We start from the raw sequence: 22,504 nt of genomic DNA, 5'->3' as shown, positions 1-22,504 counted from the left end.
GGGGCCTGCTATCTGGCGGGGAGGTATTTGGCCGGGTCCACCGGCTTGCCTTGCCGGCGCACCTCAAAGTGCAGTTTCACGCGGTCGGCATCGCTGCTGCCCATCTCGGCAATCTTTTGGCCCTTTTTCACCGTCTGGTCTTCCTTGACCAGCAGGGTCTGGTTGTGGGCGTAAGCCGTAAGGTAGGTGTTGTTGTGTTTGAGAATGATCAGGTTGCCATAACCACGCAGGCCGGCACCGGCATACACCACCTTGCCTTCGCCGGCAGCCAGCACCGGGTCGCCCGCGGCGCCACCAATGTCCAGGCCTTTGTTCTTCACTTCGTCAAAACCCGCGACCACCGGGCCATTGCCGGGCCAGATCCAGGCCAGATCATCTTCCCCAGACGCTGCGGCTGCGGGCGCGGGTGTGCTGGGTGCCGAAGCAGCGGCAACCGGTGTGGATGCCGCCTTGGCAGGCGCCGATGCCGCACCCGCTGCGGGCAGCGTGGTCGTGGTGGCCGACGAACTTGCCACGGGCTTGGCCACTGCCACCGTGTCCGCAACGGGCGGCACCACGCGCAGCACCTGGCCCACTTCAATCTTGTCGGGGTTGTCCATCGCGTTCCAGCGCGCGATGTCTTTGTGGCCCTGACCGGTTTCCAGGCCAATGCGCATCAGCGTATCGCCGGGTTTGACGGTGTAGTAGCCAGCCTTGCCCGCGTTCTCAAAGCCCGATGGCTGCTTGACAGGCTGGGTGCGGGGGTCCGTCACCGGGGCCGACTTGCCGGCGGAGCTGCCACGGTCCTCGACAGGCGCGCGGTTCACGGACGTAGAGCTACAAGCAGACAACACCACCACAGCCACACAAGCCCCGGCCAACGCTAAACGACGCACACCAAACATATGTTTCTTTCCCTTTAGGCAATGCCCGATTTTAGAGGGACAAAATGCACCGCCTCCAACAGGGTCTGGCGCACCCCCTGCGGCGTCTTGTCCAGCACCAGCAAAGCCTGCGTGCCCGCCCCCGTAACCACGGGTGCCACCAGGCGCCCACCCACGGCCAACTGGTCCACCCAGGCCTGGGGCAGCGCCTCGCCACCGGCTGCCGCAATGATGCCGGCATAAGGCGCGCCCTTGGCATAACCCGCCATGCCATCCCCAAACAGCAAATGCACATTGGGCAGCCGCAGGTGGCGCAGGTTTTCGCGTGCCTTGTCGTGCAGGCCGCGCAGGCGCTCAATGCTGTACACCTCGTCGGCCACCAGGCTCAACACGGCGGCCTGGTAACCGCAGCCCGTGCCAATCTCCAACACGCGGCCCACACGGCCCGTGGCGCCGTTGCGCAGCAGCTCAATCATGCGCGACACCACTCCGGGTTTGGAAATCGTTTGTCCCAAGCCAATCGGCAGGCTGGTGTCTTCGTACGCTTGATTGACCAGCGCGCTGTCCACAAAACGGTGGCGCTCAATCGCACCCATGGCGCCCAGCACCAGCGGGTCAGTCACGCCCTGCCCGGCCAGCTTTTGCACCATGCGCTGGCGCACGGCTTCGGAGTCCATGCCATGGCCCTGGGGCATGTGGTGCAACGGGTGACTGCTGGCTTTGGCGCGCGCGGTGGGCAACACCACGGGCTTGGCTGGCGCTGCCTGCGCGGCAGTCTTGGGTATTGGCTTGGCCACAGACACCCCACTGCTGGCCACGGCGCCGTGGGGGTTGGGCCGTGTTTTGGCCAGCGTAGCGTCCAGCCGGGCGGGGAAGGACGGGCGTGGCTTCATGCCACAACCGGAGGGTGCTGCGCCAGCCGGGACGCGGTTTGCGCCCAGTAGCCCAGGTTGTCGTGGTCGGTCAGGTCCACTTTCAGCGGTGTGATGGCCACATGGCCTTGCGCTGTGGCGTGGAAGTCGGTGCCCTCGGCATCGTCTTTCACCGGGCCAGCCGCGCCAATCCAGTACATGGTCTCGCCGCGCGGGCTTTGCTGTTGAATCACTTTTTCGGCTGCATGGCGCTTGCCCAGGCGGCACAACTTCACACTGCCAATCTCGTCAAACGGCAGATTGGGAATGTTGACGTTGAGCAGCCAAGGCTTGGGGGTGATGAGCTGCTGCTGTTGCATGGCGAGCACCAGCTCGCGCGCCTTTTGAGCGGCCGAGGCCAGGTGCACCCAGTCTTTTTCGACCTGCGAGAAAGCGATGGCCGGAATGCCAAACAAAAAGCCCTCCATGGCCGCCCCCACGGTGCCGGAGTAAATCGTGTCGTCGCCCATATTGGCGCCATTGTTGATGCCGGACACCACCAGGTCAGGCCGGTAGTCCAGCAGGCCGGTCAGCGCAATGTGCACACAGTCGGCCGGGGTGCCATTCACATAACGAAAGCCGTTGGCTGCGCGGTGCACATACAGCGGCGAATGCAGGGTCAGCGCATTCGATTTGGCGCTGTTGTTTTGCTCGGGCGCAATCACCTCGACCTCGGCAATGTCTTTGAGCGCCTCATACAGCGCCACGATGCCGGGGGCTTGGTAGCCGTCGTCGTTGGAAATCAGGATTTTCATAGGAGTGCAGAGTGTGCTGGCATTGTAGGTGGGGGGTGTGAAACCTGGTCGCACGAGAGACATTTTTAAAACGCCCGCCCACCTATGATTTGCCAACTTTTTGGAGACACCCCATGCACGCCTGGTTATGCGAAAACCCCACCGGCATCGACGCCCTGACCTGGAAAGAGCTGCCCACACCGCAACCCAAGGCTGGTGAAGTGCTGCTGGAGATCAAGGCCGCCAGCCTGAACTTCCCCGACATTCTGATCGTGCAAAACAAGTACCAGATGAAACCCGCCCTGCCCTTTGTACCGGGCTCGGAGTACGCCGGCATTGTGCAAGCCGTGGGTGAAGGCGTGACGCATCTGAAAGTCGGCCAGCCCGTCGCCTGCTTGAGCGGCACCGGCGGCTTTGGCACCCACACCATCGCCCCTGCCGCGCTGTGCATGCCCCTGCCCCCCGGCTTCCCCATGGTGGATGCCGCGGCCTTCATCATGATCTACGCCACGTCCTACCACGCGCTGGTGGACCGGGCCCAACTCAAGGCCGGTGAAACCGTGCTGGTGCTGGGCGCGGCCGGTGGTGTGGGCACCTCGGCCATCCAAATCGCCAAGGCCATGGGTGCGCGCGTCATTGCCGCAGCCTCCACGCAAGAGAAGTGTGAGCTCTGCAAGTCGATTGGCGCAGACGCCACCATCAACTACAGCACCGAGAATTTGCGCGATGCCCTCAAGGCCTTGACCGATGGCAAAGGACCGGACGTGATTTACGACCCGGTGGGCGGTGACTTTGCCGAGCCCGCCTTCCGCTCCATCGCCTGGCGCGGCCGTTACTTGGTGGTGGGCTTTGCGTCCGGCCCCATCCCCGCCCTGCCTTTCAACCTGGCGCTGCTCAAGGGCGCGTCCATCGTCGGTGTGTTCTGGGGCGACTTTGCCAAGAAGGAACCCAAGGCCAACGCCGCCATGATGGGCGAGCTGGCCCAGTGGTACGGCCAGGGAAAGATCAAACCCGTGATCGACCGCACCATGCCCATGGCCGAACTCAAAGCCGCCTACGCCCACATGGGCTCACGTGGAGTAATGGGCAAGCTGGTGATGGTGAACTGAAACGCGGGGCCTCAAAGGTGCCAAAGGTTGGCATCTTTGCGGGCAAGATGCGGGTAAATCGCATCGTGGTCATTCGACAACTCGTGAATCGCCATCAACACCTCTGCGGGAAAGCCTGCCCGTGGCCGATCACCCACATCGTGCTGCAGCTCGTGCATTAGCGCTACAAACTCCGGGTGTCCCCAGAACAGTTTGATCTTCTTTCCAATGTTCGGAAAGGCCGCATCAATCGTCTTGAAAAAGATGCTGTCTTCAACCATGTGTTTTCTCCATCCAACGACAGCCCGGTTGCTGCTGCTGCGATCACACGCTGCGCGCCTCCAGGTCAGATGGATGAGATATCGGATAGCAAGGAAAGTTTCTTCAAACCCAGGCCGGGCAACCACAAGCACCAGACGTAAAAAAACCCTGTTTCCTTACGAAAACAGGGTTTTTACATACCTTGGGGTGGCTGATGGGGCTCGAACCCACGACAACAGGAATCACAATCCTGGACTCTACCAACTGAGCTACAGCCACCGCAGAGCCGAAATTATAACCCGATAAAACCCTTATGGAGCCTCGGGCGGCACAGAACTTGTAGGCGCTGGCACTTTGATTTGCACCTTGAAACGCTCTTTGAGCACTGCGTAATAGGCTTGGCTTTCGGCGTTGGCGGTCCATTGCGCATACTGGTTGCGCTCCTGCTTGGCCACATCGTCGGCCACAGGCGCGCGCGGCAACACTTTGTTGACCTTCACAATCGCATAACCTTGGCGGCCCAAGTCCACACCCACAGTGGCGGGCAGCTTGGTTGGGTCGGCGCGCAGGGCGGCGTCCAACAGCAGCCCTTGCACAGGCTGGTTGGCTTCGCGTGACACCGTCACGGCCGCTGGGAAGCTGGCCGATGCGGGGGCAGCCTTCCAGGCTTCCAGCTTGGCAGCGCCCTCTTTCTTGGCCAACTCCTGGGCCCGGCTGGCCACCAGTTGCTCACGCACTTGGGCACGCACCACCGACAAAGGCAAGGCCGCGGCAGGGCTGTAAGACACCACACGTGCCGCGCTCAGTTGGCTGGGGCCGGTTTCCACGGCTTCGGTGTTGCGCTTCTTCTCCAGCGAATCGGCGCTGAACACAGCAGCGAGCAACTTGGCGTTGGCCAGCACACCTTTGGCATCCACCGCGGGTTGGCGTTGCAGATTGCTGGCTTGTTTGACCTCCAGCTTGAGGCGTTCGGCCACGGGCTTCAGGCTGTCTGACTGCTCGTACACCCCATTGGTAAAGGTCTCCGCCACTTCGGCAAACTTGCGCTGTGCCTGTTGCACGCGCAGCTCGGCTTCGAGCCCCGCACGTGCTTCTTCAAACACGGGTTGCTTGGGGGCTTTCACGTCGGTGAGTTTGATGATGTGAAAGCCAAAGTCGGACTCCACCACATCGCTGATGTCGCCCTTCTTCATCGCAAAGGCAGCATCCTCAAAGGGCTTGACCATGGCGCCACGGGCAAAGAAATCGAGGTCGCCGCCGTTGGGAGCCGAGCCCGTGTCTTGCGAGTTTTTCTTGGCCAGATCTGCAAAGGTGGCCGGCGCCTTGCGGGCCTGTTCCAACAGGGCTTGCGCTTTTTCTTTGGCCTTCTGGCGATCAGCGGCGGGCATGTCTTTGGGCGCGTTGATCAGGATGTGGCTCGCACGGCGCTCTTCCTTGGCGCTCAAACGGTCCGCATTTTGTTCAAAGTACGACTTGAGGTCGGCGTCATTCACCACGACGGTCTTTTTGACAGCGTCCAGGTCCAGCACCACGTACTCCACCGTAGCCGACTCGGGTGACTGGAACTGCGACAAGTTGGCTTGGTAGAAGGCTTCGATATCGGCGTCCGACAGATTCACCTTGCTGGCAAAGTCGGCAGGGCTAAAGCGCGTAATTTGCACTTCGCGGCGCTCAAAAAATGCGTTCAGGGCGATGTCAGCCAAGGCATTGGGAGCGAACGCCGTGGATGTCATGCCAGACTCCACTTGCATCAGCGACAAATCACTGCGCACGCGTGCTTCAAAACCTTCAGGCGTCAGGCCCTGGCTGGCGGCGAGCTGGCGGTACCGTTCCATGTCGAGCGAACCATCGGGCTTGCGCAGGCCCGCAATCGTGGGGTTCTGCTGCAATTCACGGGCCAGGCGTGCATCGGAGGTGGTGAAGTGAGCGTCACTTACCGCAGCAGCCATCACGCGCTCACGCACCAGGCGTTCCAGCGTCGCGTAACGGGCTTCAGGGGAGTCCAGCAGTTTGGCGTCCAAGTTGGGCACAGACGCACGCAAACGGTCCACCTCATTCTTATGGGCAAAGTCCCACTCTTCCTGGGTGATGCTGGCATTGCCCACTTGGGCCACGGTCGCACCACTGGAGACGACACCTTTGTACCCATCAATCCCCACCAACACAAAAGCGGCAATGATCAGCAAGAACAATGGCGCCGCGATGAACTTGGTGTTCCGGCGGACAAATTCAAACATGCACTAACTCTCCATGTAAACAACAAAAAAGGCGAACACACTGTTCGCCTTTGCTGGGTGGGTGGTGGGTGATGACGGGCTCGAACCGCCGACATTCTGCGTGTAAGGCAGACGCTCTACCAACTGAGCTAATCACCCAAACCGAAACCGAATTTTAGTTCAGGGCATCTTTCAATGCTTTGCCTGGACGGAACTTTGGCACTTTGGCAGCCTTGATTTTAATCGCAGCGCCGGTACGTGGATTGCGACCCGTGCGAGCAGCACGTTTGCCCACTGCAAAAGTACCAAAACCGACCAGGGAAACAGTGCCACCTTTTTTGAGGGTGGTCTTCACTGCGCCAATGGTGGATTCCAGAGCGCGCGTTGCAGCGGCCTTGGAAATGTCGGCGTGTTTTGCAATGTGCTCAATCAGTTCTGTTTTATTCACAAAGACCCCTTGTACGGAAGCGAATTAATGGATTGTCTCTTCAAATTTGGTTGTACCGCCTTGGACCTGAGATGCGGTGCAATGGCACACAACGCAGACACAAAACGATTCGGCGGTAGCAGTCAAAGCTGCTGCATTGCATTAAAGCCACGGCCGAATTCCGTGTCAATATGCCCTGCAACATTGCGACAGCGCGGAGGCGAATTCTAGACGCAATTCTTTCCAAAACTGGAGCAAGGGTGGAAGTTTTTTATGGCGCTTGGCACTGTCGCAAATGCAACAAAGTGTAGGCGCCATGCGGGGTGCACCGCTTCGGGGCACTTAGCCCGAGGGCAGGTTATTTGGTGCGTGCGCGGATTTCGGGCAAGGCTTTTTGCAGGTAATACACCATGGACCAGACGGTGAGAACGGCGGCGGCCCAAATGAGCCACACACCCCACAGATGGGTGTCAATCACACCAAACAGCACACCATCAAACAGCAGAAAGGGAATGGCCACCATCTGCACCACGGTCTTGACTTTGCCAATCATGTGCACGGCCACACTGCGCGATGCACCAATCTGCGCCATCCACTCGCGCAGAGCCGAGATAGCAATCTCGCGGCCGATGATGATGAGGGCCACAAACACATCGGCGCGTTGCAGGTGCACCAAGACCAGGACACAGGCACACACCAAAAATTTATCGGCCACCGGGTCCAGAAAGGCGCCGAATGACGAGGTCTGGTTGAGCTTGCGCGCCAGGTAACCATCCAGCCAGTCCGTCGCCGCGAAGACCACGAACATGATCGTGGCCACCAGGTTGCGCTCATAGGCAGACGCCATGGAATCGGGCAAATAGAAGACACCCAGGATGAGGGGAATCGCGAAGATTCGCGTCCAGGTCATGAGGGTGGGGATGGTCATAAACATGGCGGGATTGTGGCACGGCTAATGCAGCGCCCGGTAGATTTCATCAGCCAGTTCGCGCGAGATGCCGTCCACCGTGGCAATGTCCTGTGCGCTGGCCAGTGCCACACCGCGCACACCACCAAAACGCTGCAGCAGTTTGGCACGGCGCTTGGGGCCTATGCCCGGAATTTCTTCGAGCTTGCCGCCACCGGTGCGCACCTTGGCACGTGCGGCGCGCATGCCGGTGATGGCAAAACGGTGCGCCTCATCGCGGATCAGCGCCACCAGCATGAGGGCGGCCGAATCCGCGCCCAGATACACCTTCTCGCGGCCATCGGCAAACACCAACTCCTCCAGCCCCACCTTGCGACCCTCGCCCTTCTCCACGCCCACGATGAGCGACAGGTCCAGCCCCAGGCTCTCAAACACCTCACGCGCCATGGCCACCTGGCCCTTGCCACCGTCCACTAGCACCAGGTCGGGCAGGCGTGCGGTGCCGCTAGGCGTGGTGCCCTGGTGTTTGGCTTCGCGCAGGGCTTCGGCCAGCTTGCTGTAGCGGCGCGTCAGCACCTGGCGCATGGCGGCGTAATCGTCGCCCCCGGTGATGCCTTCTATATTGAAGCGGCGGTATTCACTGTTCTGCATCTTGTGGTGCTGGAACACCACGCACGATGCCTGGGTAGCCTCGCCCGCGGTGTGCGAGATGTCGAAGCATTCAATGCGCAGCGCGTCCAAATCGTCCAGCGCCAGGTCCAGCGCGTCGGCCAGCGCACGTGTGCGCGCCTGCTGCGAACCTTCTTCGGCCAACAGACGCGCAAGCTGCAGCGCGGCATTGGTCTGCGCCATGTCCAGCCAGGCGCGGCGCTGTTCGCGCGGCTGGTGCACTGCGGTGACCTTGATGCCGGTTTGCTCGGTCAGCGCCTGCAACAGCACTTTGCTCACGGGCTCGCTGACCACCAGCGCGCCGGGCATGGGCACGTCGATATAGTGCTGCGCCAGGAAGGCCTCCAGCACCTGGGCCTCTACCGACTTCTTTACCTCGGTGTCATCCGCCTCGACCATGGCAGTGGCGTCTTCCACATGCACGGGGAAGTAAGGCCGGTCGCCCAAGTGGCGACCGCCGCGCACCATGGCCAGGTTCACACAGGCCTTGCCGCCCTGCACCTTGACGGCCAGGATGTCCACATCGCGGTCCGACACGTTGTCCACCGACTGCTGGTGCAGCACATTGGAGAGCGCCGCCACCTGGTTGCGCAGTTCAGCCGCCTGCTCAAACTCCAGCTTGTCGGAATGCGCCATCATGCGGGCCTCCAGGCCACGCATCACGTCCTGCGCCTCGCCGCGCAAAAAGCGTTCGGCGTTGGCCACGTCCTGCGCGTAGTCCAGCGGGCTGATGTGGCCGACGCAGGGCGCGGAGCAGCGCTTGATCTGGTACAGCAGGCAGGGCCGCGTGCGGTTGCTGAACACCGGGTCTTCGCAGGTACGCAGGCGAAACACCTTTTGCATCAGCAGGATGGCCTCCTTCACCGCCCAGGCGCTGGGGTAGGGTCCAAAGTAGCGGTGCTTCTTTTCCACCCCGCCGCGGTAGTAAGACACGCGGGCAAACTCCACCGGCTGCGGGGGCCGGGGCTTGGCGCTCGGTTCAGCAGGCGCCAGATTTTTCGGCACGGGCGGCGTGCCGGTCATCTTCAAATAGGGGTAGCTCTTGTCGTCCCGAAACAGGATGTTGTATTTCGGGTTCAGCGTCTTGATGAGGTTGTTTTCCAGCAGCAGGGCCTCGGCCTCGGAGCGCACCACCGTGGTCTCCATGCGCACAATCTTGCTGACCATGTGGCCGATGCGTGTGCCACCGTGGTCCTTCTGGAAATAACTGCTGACCCGCTTCTTCAGGCTAATGGCCTTGCCCACGTACAGCAGCTGGTTGTCCGCATCAAAGTAGCGGTAGACCCCGGGCAGCGACGGCAAGGCCGCCACCTCGCGCAGCAGCGCGTCGGAATGGGTTTCTGCGGAGGGGGCTTCAGACATGGGACGCTATTGTGCTTGCTACTTGGAGGGTGGACCGCGCATGGACAATAGCCGCCATGCAATGGGATATTTTCTGCAAGGTCATCGACAACTTTGGCGACATCGGTGTGTGTTGGCGCCTGTGTGCCGACTTGGCCCGCCGCGGCCACACGGTGCGCCTGTGGGTGGACGACGCCAGCGCCCTCGCGTGGATGGCGCCCGGCGCGCTGGAGGGCCGCTGGCCTGGCGTGCAGGTGCGCAACTGGGCGGATGCGCACAAGCCCTCGGCACTGACGGACCTGCCCCCCGCCGATGTCTGGGTGGAAGGTTTTGGTTGCGAAATTGCTCCTGAATTCATAGCTGCTTGCGCAATAAGTACGGGTCCTAGAGGCCAAAATGGGCATAAACCTCCGGTGTGGATCAACCTGGAGTACCTGTCGGCCGAGGCCTATGTGGAACGTTGCCACGCCCTGCCTTCGCCCGTGATGCAGGGCCCCGCCCAAGGCTGGACCAAACATTTTTACTACCCCGGTTTCACAGCACACACGGGCGGGCTGCTGCGCGAGCCGGACTACCTGGCACGACAAACCGCCTTTGACGCAACGGCACGCAGCACCTGGCTGGCCCAACAACGAATTCCTTGGCACGGCCAGCGCTTGGTATCGCTCTTTTGTTATGAGCCGCCCGCGCTGGCAGCCCTGCTGCAAGGTTTGATGGACGGTGCGGCCCCCACCCTGCTGCTGGTCACACCGGGCCGCGCCCAGCGCGCGGTGCAAACCGCGCTTGCGCAGATGGACATCGCCCCTACCGGCGCTGGCGCGCTGGCGCTGCACTGGCTGGAGCCGCTAACCCAGACCGAATTTGACGCGCTGCTGTGGGCGTGTGACCTGAATCTGGTGCGCGGCGAAGACTCGCTGGTGCGCGCCATCTGGGCGGGCAAACCCTGGCTGTGGCACATCTACCCGCAGGACGATGGGGCGCACGCTGACAAGCTGAACGCCCTGCTGGACCAGATGCAGGCACCGGACTCGCTGCGCGCGGCACAGCTGGCTTGGAACAACCTCTCTGACGTGGCTGGGCCGGGCCAAGCCAAGCCGGACTGGAGCAGTCTGCCCCTGGCCGAATGGTCGGCTGCCGCACACGATTGGCGCCGCACCCTGCTGCAAGCGGACGACCTGAGCAGCCAGCTCACCAATTTCGTGCTGAAAAAAAGATAAAATGCTAGGCTTTGCTGAATTTGCCGCCTGAGTTTTGGGGCAAGTCATGCCCCGCCGCAGACTGCGGCCTACAGTCGCACCACGCGACATTCGTTCCTGCAACCCTATGAAAATCGCTCAAGAAATCCGCGCCGGCAATGTGATCATGCACGGCAAAGACCCCATGGTCGTCCTGAAAACCGAATACAGCCGCGGCGGCCGCAACTCTGCCACCGTGCGCATGAAGCTCAAGAGCCTGATCGCCAACTTCGGCACCGAAGTCGTGTTCAAGGCCGACGACAAGATTGACCAGATCATTCTGGACAAGAAGGATTGCACCTACTCCTACTTCGCTGATCCCCTGTACGTCTGGATGGACGCCGACTACAACCAGTACGAAGTCGAATCCGAAAACATGGGTGACTCGCTGAACTACCTGGAAGACGGCATGACCGCCGAAGTGGTGTTCTACGAAGGCAAGGCCATCTCGGTGGAACTGCCCACCAGCGTGGAACGCGAAATCACCTGGACCGAACCCGCCGTCAAGGGCGACACATCGGGCAAGGTGCTCAAGCCCGCCAAGATCGCCACCGGTTTCGAAATCGGCGTGCCAATCTTCGTGGCCCAAGGCGACAAGGTCGAAATCGACACCCGTACCGGCGAATACCGTAAACGCGTCTGACCAGCCGCGTTGCCTCAAGCGCATCGAAACTGCGCTTCGTGCCCAGTTCAAAAAGGCTCCTTCGGGAGCCTTTTTGCTGTCTTGCATTTGCCGCACAATGCACGCATGGAAAACACGCAAAACCTCAACGAAGCCCGCCTGGCCAATGCCTGGGCCGACCTGCAAGCCCACGCCGACCTCGGCAATATGCTGGAGACTGACGCCTACCGCCTGGCGTTTGCCGACCCCGAATTTCTGCTGCGCCGCGAGACCCGTGGCCTGCGCATCCAGCTGGAGATGCTCAAGCCCGATCTGGACCAGGCGGCCCAGGGCGTGGAGAACACCGTGGTGGTGTTTGGCAGCGCCCGTTTTCCGTCCCCCGAAGACGCCAACACCGCCTTGGAAGCCGCCAAGGCCAGTGGTGACGCCCAACAACTGGCCCTGGCCGAGCGCCATGTGCGCAACGCCAAACACTACGACAACGCCCGCCTGTTTGCCCGCCTGGTGGCTGGCTACAGCGCGCGCAAGCCGCTGAAGGACCGCCTGTTCATCTGCACCGGTGGCGGCCCCGGCATCATGGAAGCCGCCAACCGCGGCGCGTTTGAAATGGGCGCGCCCACGCCGGGCCTGAACATCGCCTTGCCCCACGAGCAGCGGGCCAACCCCTATGTCACGCCGTCGCTGAGCTTCAAGTTCCACTACTTCGCCACACGCAAGATGCATTTCATGATGCGTGCCAAGGCGTTGGTGGCCTTCCCCGGCGGTTTTGGCACGCTGGACGAGCTGTTCGAAGTCATCACACTGGTGCAAACCAAAAAGGCCAAACCCGTGCCCATCGTGCTGTTTGGCACCGATTATTGGAAACGGCTGATCAATATGGACGTGCTGGTGGAAGAAGGCGCCATCTCGCCCGAAGACCTGAACCTGCTGCACTACACCGACGACCCGCAAGAGGCCTGGGACACCATCCGCACCTTCTACAACCTGCCCCTATAAGGCACTGCTGCCTGAAGGTTGGTGCGCTTAGGGCCGCAGCTTCCAGGCCGCCGGGGCCCCCAGCCCCACCAGCGTCCCCACGGTCCAGAACACCACAGACACCCCCACCACCACACCCGCCGTGCCAAACAGCATGGGCATGAGCACGCTGGAGAGGTTGATGCTCATGAGCCGCAGCGCGATGGCCTGGCCATGCAGAGCGTGCGGTGTGATCTGGTGCAGCGTGCTCATAAGCATGGGTTGCACCGTGCCCAGGGCCAGCCCCAGCAACACCGAACACAGCCCCATGGACCAGGCACCGGGCATGAAGGGGTAGGCCGCAAACAACACGGCAGTGGCCACCATGGCACCGGTTACCACCGCCCATTCACGCAGGTGTGCAGCCAGCAGCGGCATCAGCACCCGCACCGAAGCGGCCGCCACGGCAAAACCGCCCAGAATGGCACCAATGACCGAGGCGCTAAAACCGCGCTCATGGCCGATCACCGGCACCACAAAGGTGTGCACATCCCAGCAGCTCGACAGCAGCCAGTTCACCAGCAACAGACGACGCATCAAAGGCTCGCACAACAGCGGCCACACGCTCGGCGCGGCACTGCCCGGCTCGGAATGCAAGCTGGGCAACTCCACCGTATGGCGCACACACAACCAGCACAAGGCGGGCACCAATGCCGTCAGGGCAAAGGCGGCGACAAAGCCGTTGTGATCGGCCGCACGCCCACCCAGCCATACCCCGGCGTGGTCAATCAGCAAGCCCACACACACCGGGCCCAAAAAGTTGGACACCGCCGGCCCAATGGACAACCAGCTGAAAACACGCCGCAGCTCCTGCGCGCCATGCGCAGCGCGGCCCACATGCCGCTGCAGCGCAATGGAAGCTGCCCCGGTGGCGGCGCCCGTCAACAAGGCACTGAAACACAAAATCGCGAAGTGGGGAAACAATGCCGCCACACCACCACCCAGCATGGAAGCCCCAATGCCCAACGCCACCGGGCGACGCAGGCCGTGGCGGTCTGCATAACGTCCCGCAGGCAGCGCCAGAAACACCTGGCTCAGTGAAAACAGGGCCAGCAAAAACCCGACGGCGAGCGGACCATACCCCTGCTGCAAAGCCCACAGCGGTGCCGCCATACGCATACCCGCCATGCTGGCGTGCAGGCACACCTGCCCGGCAATCAGCCGTAGCAGCCCCCAAACACTGCTGTTGGTGTGGGCCTCAGAGCCGGAAGCACTCATACCGTGCCCGTGTCAGCATCCCGGTCAAAGTCGCGGTCGGTGGGCAGCAAAGCCTGGGCTTGCGTGTCCGGCAGCGCGTCCACTTTTTTGAGCGCACGGCCCATGGCGCGGCTGCGCACCTCGGCACTGTCCAGCGTTTTGAGCACGGTTTCGGTCTGCGCCTTGACCTTGGCCAACACATCGCCAAACTTGCCGAACTCGGTTTTGACGGCGCCCAGCACCTGCCACACCTCGCTGGAGCGTTTCTCCAGCGCCAGCGTGCGAAAGCCCATTTGCAGCGAGCTCAGCATGGCCAACAGCGTGGTGGGGCCGGCCAGCGTGATGCGGTGGTCACGCTGCAGACTTTCCATCAGGCCGGGGCGGCGCAGCACCTCGGCGTACAGGCCCTCAGTAGGTAAAAACAAAATGGCGAAGTCGGTGGTGTACGGCGGCTCCACGTATTTCTCGGAGATCGATTTGGCCTCCAGCCGGATGCGCATCTCCAGCGCCTTGCCGGCCACCTCGGCGGCCAGCACATCGGCGCGGCCCTGGGCGTCGAGCAGGCGCTCGTAGTCTTCGTTGGGAAACTTCGCGTCGATGGGCAGCCACAGTGGCGTGCCGTCGTCCGACTTGCCGGGCAGCTTGATGGCAAAGTCCACCACGTTTTTGCTGCCAGGGCGCGTAGCCACCTGGGTGGCGTACTGGTCGGGCACAAACACCTGCTCCAGCAGGCCGGCCAGCTGCGCCTCGCCAAACATGCCGCGGGTTTTCACATTGGTCAGCAAATGCTTGAGGTCACCCACGCCCTGCGCCAGCGTCTGCATTTCACCCAGGCCTTTGTGCACCTGCTCCAGCCGCTCGGCCACCTGTTTAAAACTCTCACCCAGGCGGGCCTGCAGCGTGGTCTGCAGTTTCTCATCCACCGTGGCGCGCATCTCGTCCAGCTTGGCAGCGTTGGTGGTTTGCAGCTGCGCGAGCTGCTTCTCCAGCGTCTCGCGCACTTCGTTCATGCGCCGCGCATTGGATTCGCTCAAGCTGGAGAGCTGGTTGGTCAGCGTGTCGGACAGCGTTTTCTGCAACAAGGCGAGCTGCTGGCCAAACGCGTCGATCTGGGTGTTCTGCGTGCGGGTAGCCTCAGCCCCCTGCTGCACCAGGCTTTGCTGGAAGGTGGCCAGGCTCTGCGCCAGCTCTTGGCGACCGCCGCGGGCGGACTCGGTCACTTCGCGGCGCAGCTCGCGCTCCAACCGCTCGCTGCTGGTTTTGACCAGCGCCAGCAGCTCCTGGCGCTGCGCCTCTTGCAAGGGGCTAGGGAGCGTTGGCACTGGACGCCGCACCAGCAGTAGCACCAACACCACCAGCTGCACCACCGCCAACCCGACCAGCAGCCATTCAAACCATTGCATTGCCACACCCACCAAAATATGAATAAAAAAGCACTCTAGCCCTTATGGAGTCTGCGCAAGCAGCTCCTGAATTTATAGCAAACTACGCCCCGCGCAGCATCGGCTCCACCCCGATAAATGCCTGCTGGATGGCCGGCACCAGCGCCAGGGCCTCCTCGGCTTTGCCCTGGCGGGCCAGAGTCTCCAGGTCCTGGCACAGCGCACCCAGCTGCATAGCGCCCACCGTGTGAGACGACGATTTGAGCCTGTGCCCCACCGCCGCCAGGCCCTTGAGATCGTGCGCGGCCCGCAGCACCTCCAATTCACCCATTTGTGCCGACGTGGTGGTGACAAAGCGGTCCAGCAGGCGGCGGTGCATGGTCGGGTCGTCGCCCACCATGCGGCTCAGGGCTTGGCTGTCCCACTGCGGCGGTGGCGCATGCGGCGCGCTGTTGCGCGGCAGCCATTTGGCCAGCATGGCGCCTAGCTCGCTCAGGCGCAGGGGCTTGGTCAGGTAGTCGTCCATGCCGCGCTCCAGGCAGTGCTGCAACTCACCGTCCATGGCATTGGCCGTTACCGCCACGATGGGCATGTGCTCCTGCGGGTCTTCCGCCTGGCGGATGGCGTCGGTCAGCGCAAAGCCGTCCATGTGCGGCATGTGGCAGTCAGTCAGCATCAGTCCGTAGCGGCCGGTGCGCCACATGGTGAGCGCAGTGGCGCCATCCGCAGCGGCTTCTGCGGCATAGCCCAAGATGCGCAGTTGCTCCTGCATCACTTCGCGGTTGGTCTCGTTGTCTTCCACCAACAAGATCAGGCGGCCGGCGTCGCGCGCGGCCTCCACCGACGGCGGTGTCGGGCTGGGCTGCGGCGCGGCAGCGGGCCGTGGCACCACCGCGGGCACCGACAGACGCCCGCAGGCCAGCGCAATACCCCGCAGCAGCTCCTGCTGCAGCATGGGCCGGGCACACACGGTGACCGATCGGCCTGGCAGGCTGCTCTGGTTTTGCCGCACCAGGCGCACCACGCCGCGGCCCGGCACAGCCTGGGCCCAGGCGTCCACCGATTCGTCCCACGCGGCCTCCACATCGAGCAGCAACACTGCCTGCCCCTGCACTACCGCCATCCAGGGTGTGGCCTGGTCCAACGTGTGCACGGTTTGCACCTGGGCGCCAGCCAGGCGCAGGTGGCCCGGCAGGTTCTGCGCACAGTCTGGGTCATCCGTCACCAGCAGCACCTGGGTGCCGTCCAGGCGCACGCCCGGCACCACATCGCCGCCCACCGTGGCCACTTGCAGCGGCAGCAACACGGTGAAGATGGAGCCCTCGCCCAAGGTGCTGTGCACCAGGATACGGCCGTGCATCATTTCCACTAGGCGACGGCTGATAGTGAGGCCCAGCCCGGTGCCGCCAAACTGGCGCGCTGTGCTCACGTCAGCCTGGGTAAAGGCTTCAAACAGGCGCTCCACCAACTCGGGCGCCATGCCAATGCCGTTGTCCATCACACTGAGCTCCAGCATGGGCACACCCTGCGTCTGCTGCGCGGCGCGCACGTACAGGCGCACATTGCCACGCCGCTCGGCCCGGCCCAGCGTGAACTTGAGGGCGTTGCCGACCAGGTTGTACAGCACCTGGCGCAGGCGTGTGGGGTCCACCCAGACCCAGGCCGGCAGGTCGGGGTCGACCAGCACCGAGAGGTCAATGTCCTTGCCCGCCGAGATGGTGACCATGAGCTGGGCCACACCTTCCACCAGCTCGCGCAGGTGGGTGGGCATGGCCTCCACCTCCAGCTTGTCGGCCTCGATCTTGGAGAAGTCCAGGATGTCGTTGAGGATTTGCAGCAGCGCAATCGAGGAATCGTGGATGGTGCCCACCATGCGGCGCTGCTCACGTGTGAGTTCGGTGGCACGCAACAGGTCCACCATGCCCACCACGCCGTTCATGGGCGTGCGGATCTCGTGGCTCATATTGGCCAAAAACTGCGACTTGGCCTGGCTGGCCGCCAGCGCCGACTGCTCGGCTTGGCGGCGCTGGGTGATGTCGGTGCTGACCGTGATGTACTCACGCGGCGTGCCGTCGGTGTGCATAAAGGCGGCCACCGTGGTGTCCAGCCAGTACAGGGTGCCGTCCTTGGCGCGGTTGCTCAGTTCGGAGCGCCACACCTTGCCTTGCGAAATGGTGTGGATCAGGTCGGTGTAAAACCTGTCATCGTGCTGGCCCGAGTCCATCATGCGGTAACTCTTGCCCAAAAACTCCTGGGGCGCGTACCCACTGATCTCCACAAACCTCTGGTTGCCGTAGGTCAGGTGGCCGCCCAGATCCATGATGGTGACGATGGCGTGCTGGTCAATCACATAACGCTGTCGCTCCAGCTCCGACAGGGCCTTGAGCACGCGCGCATTGCTGGCATCGCGCTCGTCGAGCAGCATTTTCTGCGCCGCGTTGATGCGCTGGGAGGCGTCCAGCAGGTGGCGTTTGATCAGCACCGCCATGCGGTAGGCCACGATAAAGCCGGTGGCCAGAATCGCCCACTGGGCCTGCGGCACGGTGGGCGCCGAAGGCTGCAAACTGCCCGACACCTGGGCCCAGGTGATCCAGGCACTGGCGGCCACGGAAAGCAGCAGCAGCAAAAAGCCGGCACGCTCGCCCAGAATGATGACGCAGTAGATCAGCGGAATGCCGGCCAGTGCGGCCTGCGCAATGCTGACCGAGCCAAAGCGCAGCATGCTGGAAAACACCCCCACAAACAGCAGCACCAGCACCACCGCCGAGCTGGAGCGCACCCAGCCCTGGATCAGGAACACCTGCACCAGCGCCGCCAGACACACCAGCAGCACCATGTTGAGCATGTTGAGCCCATCGGTGAACAGGCCCAGCGCGTAGGCCGCCACGATGACCAGGCCACAGACCACAAAAATACTGGCGTTGAAGCCGCGGGCTACCGCACCAATGCCCACCATGCCGTCTGCCGAAGGAGCGCCGCCCGCGCCGCTATCGGCACCGGTCTGCGGCCACCACTTCATGTGCTGCGGGCCACGGGCTGTGGCGTGTTGATAGGGGTGCGCACCTTGCCATGCACCAGAAAGTCGACCAGGTTGTCCGCCGCCAGTTGCGCCATGGCGCGGCGTGTGCGCAGCGTGGCGCTGGCAATGTGCGGCGTGAGCACCACATTGGAAACAGTCAGCAGGTCGGGGTGGACTTTGGGTTCACCTTCAAACACGTCCAGCCCTGCCGCGGCAATGCGCCGTTCACGCAGGGCCACGGCCAGGGCCGCATCGTCCACAATGCCGCCGCGGGCGATGTTGATCAGTGTGGCCGTGGGTTTCATCTGGGCCAGTTCGGCCGCACCGATGGTGTGGTGCGAGGCGGTCGAATATGGCACCACCAGCAGCACGTGGTCGGCAGTCTGCAACAGCGTGGTTTTGTCCACATAACGGGCGCCACAGGCGGCCTCGGTGGCGGCGTCCAGACGGCTGCGGTTGTGATAGATCACCTGCATGCCAAAGCCCAAAGCACCACGCCGCGCAATCGCCTGGCCAATACGGCCCATGCCGATGATGCCCAGCGTGGCGCTATGGATGTCGGAGCCGCAAAACATGTCGTAGCTCCAGCGTGTCCAGTGGCCGGCGCGCAGGTAGTGTTCGCTCTCGGTCACGCGCCGAGCGGTGGCCATCAGCAGGGCAAAACCAAAGTCGGCGGTGGTTTCGGTCAACACGTCGGGCGCATTGGTGCCCTGCACGCCCGCGGCCGTCATGGCGTCCAGGTCAAAGTTGTTAAAGCCCACCGCCATGTTGGCGCAGATGCGCAGCTGCGGGCAGGCCGCCAGCAGCGCGGCGCTGATGCGCTCGCCGCCCGTGCTCAGCACGCCCACCTTGCCTTGCAGCTTGTCGATCAGTTGCTCCGCACTCCAGGCGGCGTCGGCCTGGTTGGACTCTACGTCGAAGTGCTGGGACAAGAAGTCCAACACCTCCGGAAAGAGGGCGCGGGCCACAAGAATGCGTGGCTTGGCGGCAGAAATAGACATGCGGGTTCCCTGGAAAAAGGCGCTGGACAGCAGTTGGCAATCAGGCGGGCGATGTGATCTGGAAAACCTGGCGCAGGTAGGCCAGGTACTTCTCGTCATCGCACATATTCTTGGAAGGAGTATCCGACAACTTGGCCACCGGTTGGCCGTTGCAGCGCACCATCTTGATGACTATTTGCAAGGGCTCGTAACCCAGGTCATTGGTGAGGTTGGTGCCAATGCCAAATGCCAGCTGGCAGCGCCCACGGAACTGCTGGTAGAGCTCAATGGTGCGCGGCACCGTCAAGCCATCACTGAAGATCAGCGTTTTGGTGCGCGGGTTCACGCGGTTGCGCTGGTAGTGCTCCAACATGCGTTCGCCCCAGTGGAAGGGGTCGCCGCTGTCGTGGCGGGCGCCGTCAAATAGCTTGCAGAAGTACATGTCAAAGTCGCGCAGAAACGCGTTCATGCCATACACGTCGCTGAGCGCAATGCCCAGGTCACCGCGGTACTCGCGCGCCCATGACTCGAAAGCAAAAATCTGGCTGTCGCGCAGGCGTGGCCCCAGCGCCTGCGAGGCCTGCAGGTACTCGTGCGCCATGGTGCCCAGCGGCAGCAGGCCCATGCGCATGGCTTGCAGCACATTGCTGGTGCCGGCCAACTGCCCCGGCGCAGCACCTGCCTGGCCCGGGCTGCGTACCGTGCCCAGCTTGGCGGCCAACACACGCAGCACCTCTTCGTGCCAGGCGCGCGAAAAACGGCGCCGTGTGCCGTAGTCGGCAATCTTGAGGTCGCCCAAGCCCGCCACACGCAGCTCGGCAATCTTGGTGTCCAGGCGCCGGCGGCCTTCGTCCAGATTCGGCGTCGGCTGGGTGTTGCGAAAGTACACCTCGTTGACGATGGCCAACACCGGGATCTCGAACAGGATGGTGTGCAGCCACGGCCCCTCAATCACGATCTCCAGCTCGCCCGTGGGCAGCGGCGTGACCGTGATGTATTTCTCGTTGAGCTTGAACAGGCCCAGAAAGTCCACAAAGTCGCTTTTGATAAAGCGCAGCGAGCGCAGGTAGGCCAGCTCCTCATCCTGAAAACGCAGGCTGCAGAGACTGCGAATTTCTTGCCGGATGTCATCGGCATGGGCCGCCAGGTTCACCCCGGGGTTGCGGCACTTGAAGCGGTACTCCACCTGGGCGCCAGGAAACTGGTGCAACACCACCTGCATCATGGTGAACTTGTACAGGTCGGTGTCCAGAAGGCTGGCGATGATCATGGTGTGACAGGTGGTGCCGCTGCGGCACCTTTTTTGCTATGTTTTCAATAGCTGCTTGCGCAGCATCTACGTGGGCTAGAGCCCTATTTCTTATAAATTTTCGGCCTCAGTCCAGCCAATGGGTGAATTCGGCCACCGGCACGCGGGGGGTGTGAAAGCCGTTCACGGGCGCCTGCACATCCGCGTAACCCAGGGACATGCCACACACCAGCATCTCGCCCTCCCCCGCCCCGATGTGTGGCAGGATGATTTTGGCAAAGCCGTTCCACGCCGCCTGCGGACAGGTATGCAGGCCACGGCCCCGCGCCGCCACCATGATGCTCTGCAAAAACGCGCCGTAATCCACCAGCGAGCCGCGGCCCATGACCTTGTCCACGGTGAACATCAGGCCCACCGGCGCGTCAAAGAAGCGGAAGTTGCGCTGGTGCTGGGCGTGCATCTTGTCCTTGTCGGCCTTGCCAATGCCCAGCAGGCCGTACAGGCCCCAGCCGTTCTCGCGGCGCCGGTCGATATAGGGGCTGACCCACTGGCCCGGGTAGTAGTCATACTCTTCTTGGTACTCGGCCGCCAGCGCTGGGTTGGCGCGGATGGCATCGTGCGCGGCGCACACTTTGTCCACCAGCCCCGTACGGCTGTCGCCCTGCAGCACATAGACCTTCCAGGGCTGGCAATTGGTACCACTGGGCGCCCGGCTGGCCACCTGCAAGATCGCCTCCATATCAGTACGCGCCACCGACTGCCCGGTAAAGGCCCGCACCGACATGCGGGAGCTAATGGCGTCGTCCACCACAGAAGCGGTCATACAAGGGTCTCCAGTACTTTTTTAAGGGCTGGCGGCAGCGCCACCGGTTTGCGGGTGATCTGGTCTACATACACATGCACAAAGTGGCCCTTGGCGGCAGTCAATTCGCCTTCGCCAAAAATGCCGACCTCATACCGCACGCTCGACGTTCCCAACTTGGCCACACGGATGCCGGCCTGCACCGCCTGCGGAAAAGCCAGCGAAGCAAAGTAGTTGCATTGCGTCTCCACCACCAAGCCAATCGTGCTGCCCCCGTGGATATCCAACACGCCCTGCTCGATCAGGTAGGCGTTCACCGCGGTATCGAACCAGCTGTAGTAGACGACGTTGTTCACATGGCCATACACATCGTTGTCGGACCAGCGGGTGGAGATGGGGCGGAACACCTTGTAGGCGCTGCGCGGTTCGGCGTGGGGTTTGGCGGGAGCGTGGTCCATGGGTCCATTCTGCCAGCGCAGGGCGGCCTAGTTGCCCGCGGTGACAAAGGCGTGAAAAAGTGCCGAACTAGGCCTTCGCATCTAAATTGTTGCACTGCAACAAAAAGTGCTTGCATTGCACCGCAGCATCGCTACAATTCGACCCATGCTGCACTGCAACATAAACAGAGCCAAGGGGCCAGGTTACGGAGCAGATAGTGATTTTCACCTTAACTACTGGAGAATGAACATGCTGACCGTTGAACAAGTAATCGCTTCCCACAAAGCCAACATCGAAACCCTGTTTGGCCTGACCAACAAGGCCTTCGAAGGCGTGGAAAAAATCGTTGAACTGAACCTGACTGCTTCCAAGGCTGCCCTGTCCGAAGTCGCTGGCCACACCCAGTCCATCCTGAGCGTGAAAGACGCCCAGGAACTGTTGGCCCTGCAATCCAGCCTGCTCCAGCCTTTGGCTGAAAAGACAGCTGCTTACAGCCGCCACCTGTACGACATCGCTTCCGGCGCCAGCGCCGAGCTGACCAAGACAGTCGAAGGTCAAGCCGCTGAAGCCCAGAAGAAATTTGCTGGTCTGGTTGATAGCGCTGCCAAGAACGCACCTGCCGGCTCCGAAGCCGCTGTGGCGATCCTGAAGAGCTCGGTGGCCGCTGCCAACAACGCTCTGGAATCTGTGCAAAAGGCTGTGAAGCAAGCGACGGATGTGGCCGAAGCCAACTTCAACGCCGTGGCCGCCACTGCGACCAACGCCACCAAGGCTGCTGCCAAAAAGCGTTAATTCAGGCAAGGGCTTCAAGTTTTTTCAAAAATTTGAGCCTTTTCCCTAGCTACCAAGGGAAAACCCTGAGATAATTCAGTCATCGGAAACAAAGTTTGTTTCCACCGGTTGTCTCCTCGGGTCCTTTCGAAACCTTCAGGTTCAGGGATCCCTTCAAGGCCTCGTTGCAAAACGGGGCCTTTTTTTTGGCCCCGCCGGGTGTTATCGCGCTGATGACCCAAACCCAATGTTCATGCGGGTTTCCGGGCTTTTTTACTCCACAAAAAAGAAAATTAGACGACCCAAAACGCTCTTCGCCAATTAACGTGAGTTACATCACGGTAACTGCACAAATTCTCTGGCCCTTGATTAACGTGA

The 22,504-nt window shown here is 62.1% G+C and carries 20 protein-coding genes and 2 tRNA genes; 5 read left to right on the top strand and 17 right to left on the bottom strand.

Annotated features, from left to right (window positions below; all coding sequences use genetic code 11):
- Nucleotides 1–8: 8 nt before the first annotated feature.
- From C5F53_RS07130 to surE, 3 genes are read right to left on the bottom strand one after another with little or no spacing between them, the layout of a single operon-like run.
- Entirely contained in the window at nucleotides 9–884 is an 876-nt protein-coding gene (locus C5F53_RS07130; protein ID WP_105260667.1) for a peptidoglycan DD-metalloendopeptidase family protein, read from the bottom strand.
- Between the two features lie 14 nt (nucleotides 885–898).
- Entirely contained in the window at nucleotides 899–1,756 is an 858-nt protein-coding gene (locus C5F53_RS07125) for a protein-L-isoaspartate(D-aspartate) O-methyltransferase (RefSeq protein ID WP_370446711.1), read from the bottom strand.
- Nucleotides 1,753–2,529: a 5'/3'-nucleotidase SurE gene (surE, locus tag C5F53_RS07120; RefSeq protein WP_105260666.1), complete on the bottom strand. Its 777-nt coding sequence runs from the start codon at nucleotides 2,527–2,529 to the stop codon at nucleotides 1,753–1,755. Before surE ends, C5F53_RS07125 begins: the two co-directional genes overlap by 4 nt.
- A 113-nt stretch (nucleotides 2,530–2,642) precedes the next feature.
- On the opposite strand from surE, the gene C5F53_RS07115 reads away from it, so the two are divergent.
- Nucleotides 2,643–3,617, top strand: coding sequence for an NADPH:quinone oxidoreductase family protein (locus C5F53_RS07115; protein WP_105260665.1), 975 nt, complete (start codon nucleotides 2,643–2,645; stop codon nucleotides 3,615–3,617).
- Between the two features lie 11 nt (nucleotides 3,618–3,628).
- Here C5F53_RS07115 and C5F53_RS07110 read toward each other — a convergent pair whose 3' ends face one another.
- The 7 genes from C5F53_RS07110 to uvrC form a co-directional block, all read right to left on the bottom strand.
- The gene (locus C5F53_RS07110; protein ID WP_105260664.1) at nucleotides 3,629–3,877 is read right to left on the bottom strand and encodes a hypothetical protein; all 249 of its coding nucleotides are present in this window, start codon (nucleotides 3,875–3,877) and stop codon (nucleotides 3,629–3,631) included.
- A gap of 183 nt (nucleotides 3,878–4,060) precedes the next feature.
- Nucleotides 4,061–4,136 (bottom strand) — tRNA-His (locus C5F53_RS07105).
- A 32-nt stretch (nucleotides 4,137–4,168) separates the two neighbouring features.
- Nucleotides 4,169–6,094: a SurA N-terminal domain-containing protein gene (locus C5F53_RS07100; RefSeq protein WP_105260663.1), complete on the bottom strand. Its 1,926-nt coding sequence runs from the start codon at nucleotides 6,092–6,094 to the stop codon at nucleotides 4,169–4,171.
- Between the two features lie 62 nt (nucleotides 6,095–6,156).
- Nucleotides 6,157–6,232: transfer RNA gene (locus C5F53_RS07095), tRNA-Val, on the bottom strand.
- Between the two features lie 16 nt (nucleotides 6,233–6,248).
- The gene (locus tag C5F53_RS07090; protein WP_066709320.1) at nucleotides 6,249–6,521 is read right to left on the bottom strand and encodes an HU family DNA-binding protein; all 273 of its coding nucleotides are present in this window, start codon (nucleotides 6,519–6,521) and stop codon (nucleotides 6,249–6,251) included.
- 337 nt (nucleotides 6,522–6,858) lie between these two features.
- Nucleotides 6,859–7,434 carry a CDP-diacylglycerol--glycerol-3-phosphate 3-phosphatidyltransferase gene (gene pgsA, locus C5F53_RS07085; protein ID WP_105260662.1) on the bottom strand — a complete coding sequence of 192 codons (576 nt, stop codon included), beginning with the start codon at nucleotides 7,432–7,434 and terminating at the stop codon, nucleotides 6,859–6,861.
- 18 nt (nucleotides 7,435–7,452) lie between these two features.
- A complete protein-coding gene (gene uvrC / locus C5F53_RS07080; protein WP_105260661.1) occupies nucleotides 7,453–9,438 on the bottom strand; it encodes an excinuclease ABC subunit UvrC in 1,986 nt (661 codons plus the stop codon).
- Between the two features lie 56 nt (nucleotides 9,439–9,494).
- Here uvrC and earP point away from each other — a divergent pair, with 56 nt between their 5' ends.
- The 3 genes from earP (at nucleotide 9,495) to C5F53_RS07065 (ending at nucleotide 12,270) form a co-directional block, all read left to right on the top strand.
- Complete coding sequence (gene earP, locus C5F53_RS07075; protein ID WP_105260660.1) at nucleotides 9,495–10,634, top strand: elongation factor P maturation arginine rhamnosyltransferase EarP; 1,140 nt, start codon at nucleotides 9,495–9,497, stop codon at nucleotides 10,632–10,634.
- A gap of 106 nt (nucleotides 10,635–10,740) precedes the next feature.
- Nucleotides 10,741–11,295, top strand: a complete 555-nt coding sequence (efp, locus tag C5F53_RS07070) for an elongation factor P (RefSeq protein ID WP_105260659.1) — start codon at nucleotides 10,741–10,743, stop codon at nucleotides 11,293–11,295.
- Between the two features lie 105 nt (nucleotides 11,296–11,400).
- Nucleotides 11,401–12,270 (top strand): TIGR00730 family Rossman fold protein, encoded by an 870-nt coding sequence (locus tag C5F53_RS07065; protein ID WP_105260658.1) that lies wholly within the window; start codon nucleotides 11,401–11,403, stop codon nucleotides 12,268–12,270.
- Nucleotides 12,271–12,297: 27 nt separating this feature from the next.
- Here the strand turns inward: C5F53_RS07065 and C5F53_RS07060 are convergent, their stop codons facing one another.
- The 7 genes from C5F53_RS07060 to C5F53_RS07030 form a co-directional block, all read right to left on the bottom strand.
- The gene (locus C5F53_RS07060; protein ID WP_105260657.1) at nucleotides 12,298–13,506 is read right to left on the bottom strand and encodes an MFS transporter; all 1,209 of its coding nucleotides are present in this window, start codon (nucleotides 13,504–13,506) and stop codon (nucleotides 12,298–12,300) included.
- Nucleotides 13,503–14,888: a DNA recombination protein RmuC gene (locus C5F53_RS07055; protein WP_105260656.1), complete on the bottom strand. Its 1,386-nt coding sequence runs from the start codon at nucleotides 14,886–14,888 to the stop codon at nucleotides 13,503–13,505. The genes C5F53_RS07060 and C5F53_RS07055 overlap by 4 nt, the downstream gene beginning before the upstream one ends.
- Before the next feature lie 82 nt (nucleotides 14,889–14,970).
- The gene (locus C5F53_RS07050) at nucleotides 14,971–17,886 is read right to left on the bottom strand and encodes a response regulator (RefSeq protein ID WP_105260655.1); all 2,916 of its coding nucleotides are present in this window, start codon (nucleotides 17,884–17,886) and stop codon (nucleotides 14,971–14,973) included.
- A complete protein-coding gene (locus C5F53_RS07045) occupies nucleotides 17,883–18,887 on the bottom strand; it encodes a D-glycerate dehydrogenase (RefSeq protein WP_105260654.1) in 1,005 nt (334 codons plus the stop codon). The genes C5F53_RS07050 and C5F53_RS07045 overlap by 4 nt, the downstream gene beginning before the upstream one ends.
- A 40-nt stretch (nucleotides 18,888–18,927) precedes the next feature.
- A complete protein-coding gene (gene pncB / locus C5F53_RS07040) occupies nucleotides 18,928–20,136 on the bottom strand; it encodes a nicotinate phosphoribosyltransferase (protein WP_105260653.1) in 1,209 nt (402 codons plus the stop codon).
- Nucleotides 20,137–20,242: 106 nt separating this feature from the next.
- Nucleotides 20,243–20,938: a nitroreductase gene (locus C5F53_RS07035; protein ID WP_105260652.1), complete on the bottom strand. Its 696-nt coding sequence runs from the start codon at nucleotides 20,936–20,938 to the stop codon at nucleotides 20,243–20,245.
- Complete coding sequence (locus tag C5F53_RS07030) at nucleotides 20,935–21,375, bottom strand: thioesterase family protein (RefSeq protein WP_105260651.1); 441 nt, start codon at nucleotides 21,373–21,375, stop codon at nucleotides 20,935–20,937. The genes C5F53_RS07035 and C5F53_RS07030 overlap by 4 nt, the downstream gene beginning before the upstream one ends.
- A gap of 229 nt (nucleotides 21,376–21,604) precedes the next feature.
- On the opposite strand from C5F53_RS07030, the gene C5F53_RS07025 reads away from it, so the two are divergent.
- Nucleotides 21,605–22,147 (top strand): phasin family protein, encoded by a 543-nt coding sequence (locus C5F53_RS07025; protein WP_105260965.1) that lies wholly within the window; start codon nucleotides 21,605–21,607, stop codon nucleotides 22,145–22,147.
- The last annotated feature ends 357 nt before the right edge of the window (nucleotides 22,148–22,504 follow it).

This window comes from Rhodoferax sp. TS-BS-61-7 (genome assembly GCF_002943465.1).
Lineage (GTDB): Bacteria > Pseudomonadota > Gammaproteobacteria > Burkholderiales > Burkholderiaceae_C > Allorhodoferax.
Note: the sequence above shows the minus strand (reverse complement) of the source record. Positions and strands in the feature narration are given on the sequence as shown.

Excerpts from the sequence above, each read along its gene's own strand:
- C5F53_RS07030 (WP_105260651.1), bottom strand. The coding sequence starts at position 21,375 with ATGGACCACGCTCCCGCCAAACCCCACGCCGAACCGCGCAGCGCCTAC.
- surE (WP_105260666.1), bottom strand. The coding sequence starts at position 2,529 with ATGAAAATCCTGATTTCCAACGACGACGGCTACCAAGCCCCCGGCATC.
- pncB (WP_105260653.1), bottom strand. The coding sequence starts at position 20,136 with ATGATCATCGCCAGCCTTCTGGACACCGACCTGTACAAGTTCACCATG.
- C5F53_RS07060 (WP_105260657.1), bottom strand. The coding sequence starts at position 13,506 with ATGAGTGCTTCCGGCTCTGAGGCCCACACCAACAGCAGTGTTTGGGGG.
- C5F53_RS07130 (WP_105260667.1), bottom strand. The coding sequence starts at position 884 with ATGTTTGGTGTGCGTCGTTTAGCGTTGGCCGGGGCTTGTGTGGCTGTG.
- uvrC (WP_105260661.1), bottom strand. The coding sequence starts at position 9,438 with ATGTCTGAAGCCCCCTCCGCAGAAACCCATTCCGACGCGCTGCTGCGC.
- C5F53_RS07055 (WP_105260656.1), bottom strand. The coding sequence starts at position 14,888 with ATGCAATGGTTTGAATGGCTGCTGGTCGGGTTGGCGGTGGTGCAGCTG.
- C5F53_RS07045 (WP_105260654.1), bottom strand. The coding sequence starts at position 18,887 with ATGTCTATTTCTGCCGCCAAGCCACGCATTCTTGTGGCCCGCGCCCTC.
- C5F53_RS07050 (WP_105260655.1), bottom strand. The coding sequence starts at position 17,886 with ATGAAGTGGTGGCCGCAGACCGGTGCCGATAGCGGCGCGGGCGGCGCT.
- C5F53_RS07115 (WP_105260665.1), top strand. The coding sequence starts at position 2,643 with ATGCACGCCTGGTTATGCGAAAACCCCACCGGCATCGACGCCCTGACC.
- efp (WP_105260659.1), top strand. The coding sequence starts at position 10,741 with ATGAAAATCGCTCAAGAAATCCGCGCCGGCAATGTGATCATGCACGGC.
- pgsA (WP_105260662.1), bottom strand. The coding sequence starts at position 7,434 with ATGTTTATGACCATCCCCACCCTCATGACCTGGACGCGAATCTTCGCG.
- C5F53_RS07035 (WP_105260652.1), bottom strand. The coding sequence starts at position 20,938 with ATGACCGCTTCTGTGGTGGACGACGCCATTAGCTCCCGCATGTCGGTG.
- C5F53_RS07110 (WP_105260664.1), bottom strand. The coding sequence starts at position 3,877 with ATGGTTGAAGACAGCATCTTTTTCAAGACGATTGATGCGGCCTTTCCG.
- C5F53_RS07125 (WP_370446711.1), bottom strand. The coding sequence starts at position 1,756 with ATGAAGCCACGCCCGTCCTTCCCCGCCCGGCTGGACGCTACGCTGGCC.
- C5F53_RS07025 (WP_105260965.1), top strand. The coding sequence starts at position 21,605 with ATGCTGACCGTTGAACAAGTAATCGCTTCCCACAAAGCCAACATCGAA.
- C5F53_RS07065 (WP_105260658.1), top strand. The coding sequence starts at position 11,401 with ATGGAAAACACGCAAAACCTCAACGAAGCCCGCCTGGCCAATGCCTGG.
- earP (WP_105260660.1), top strand. The coding sequence starts at position 9,495 with ATGCAATGGGATATTTTCTGCAAGGTCATCGACAACTTTGGCGACATC.
- C5F53_RS07100 (WP_105260663.1), bottom strand. The coding sequence starts at position 6,094 with ATGTTTGAATTTGTCCGCCGGAACACCAAGTTCATCGCGGCGCCATTG.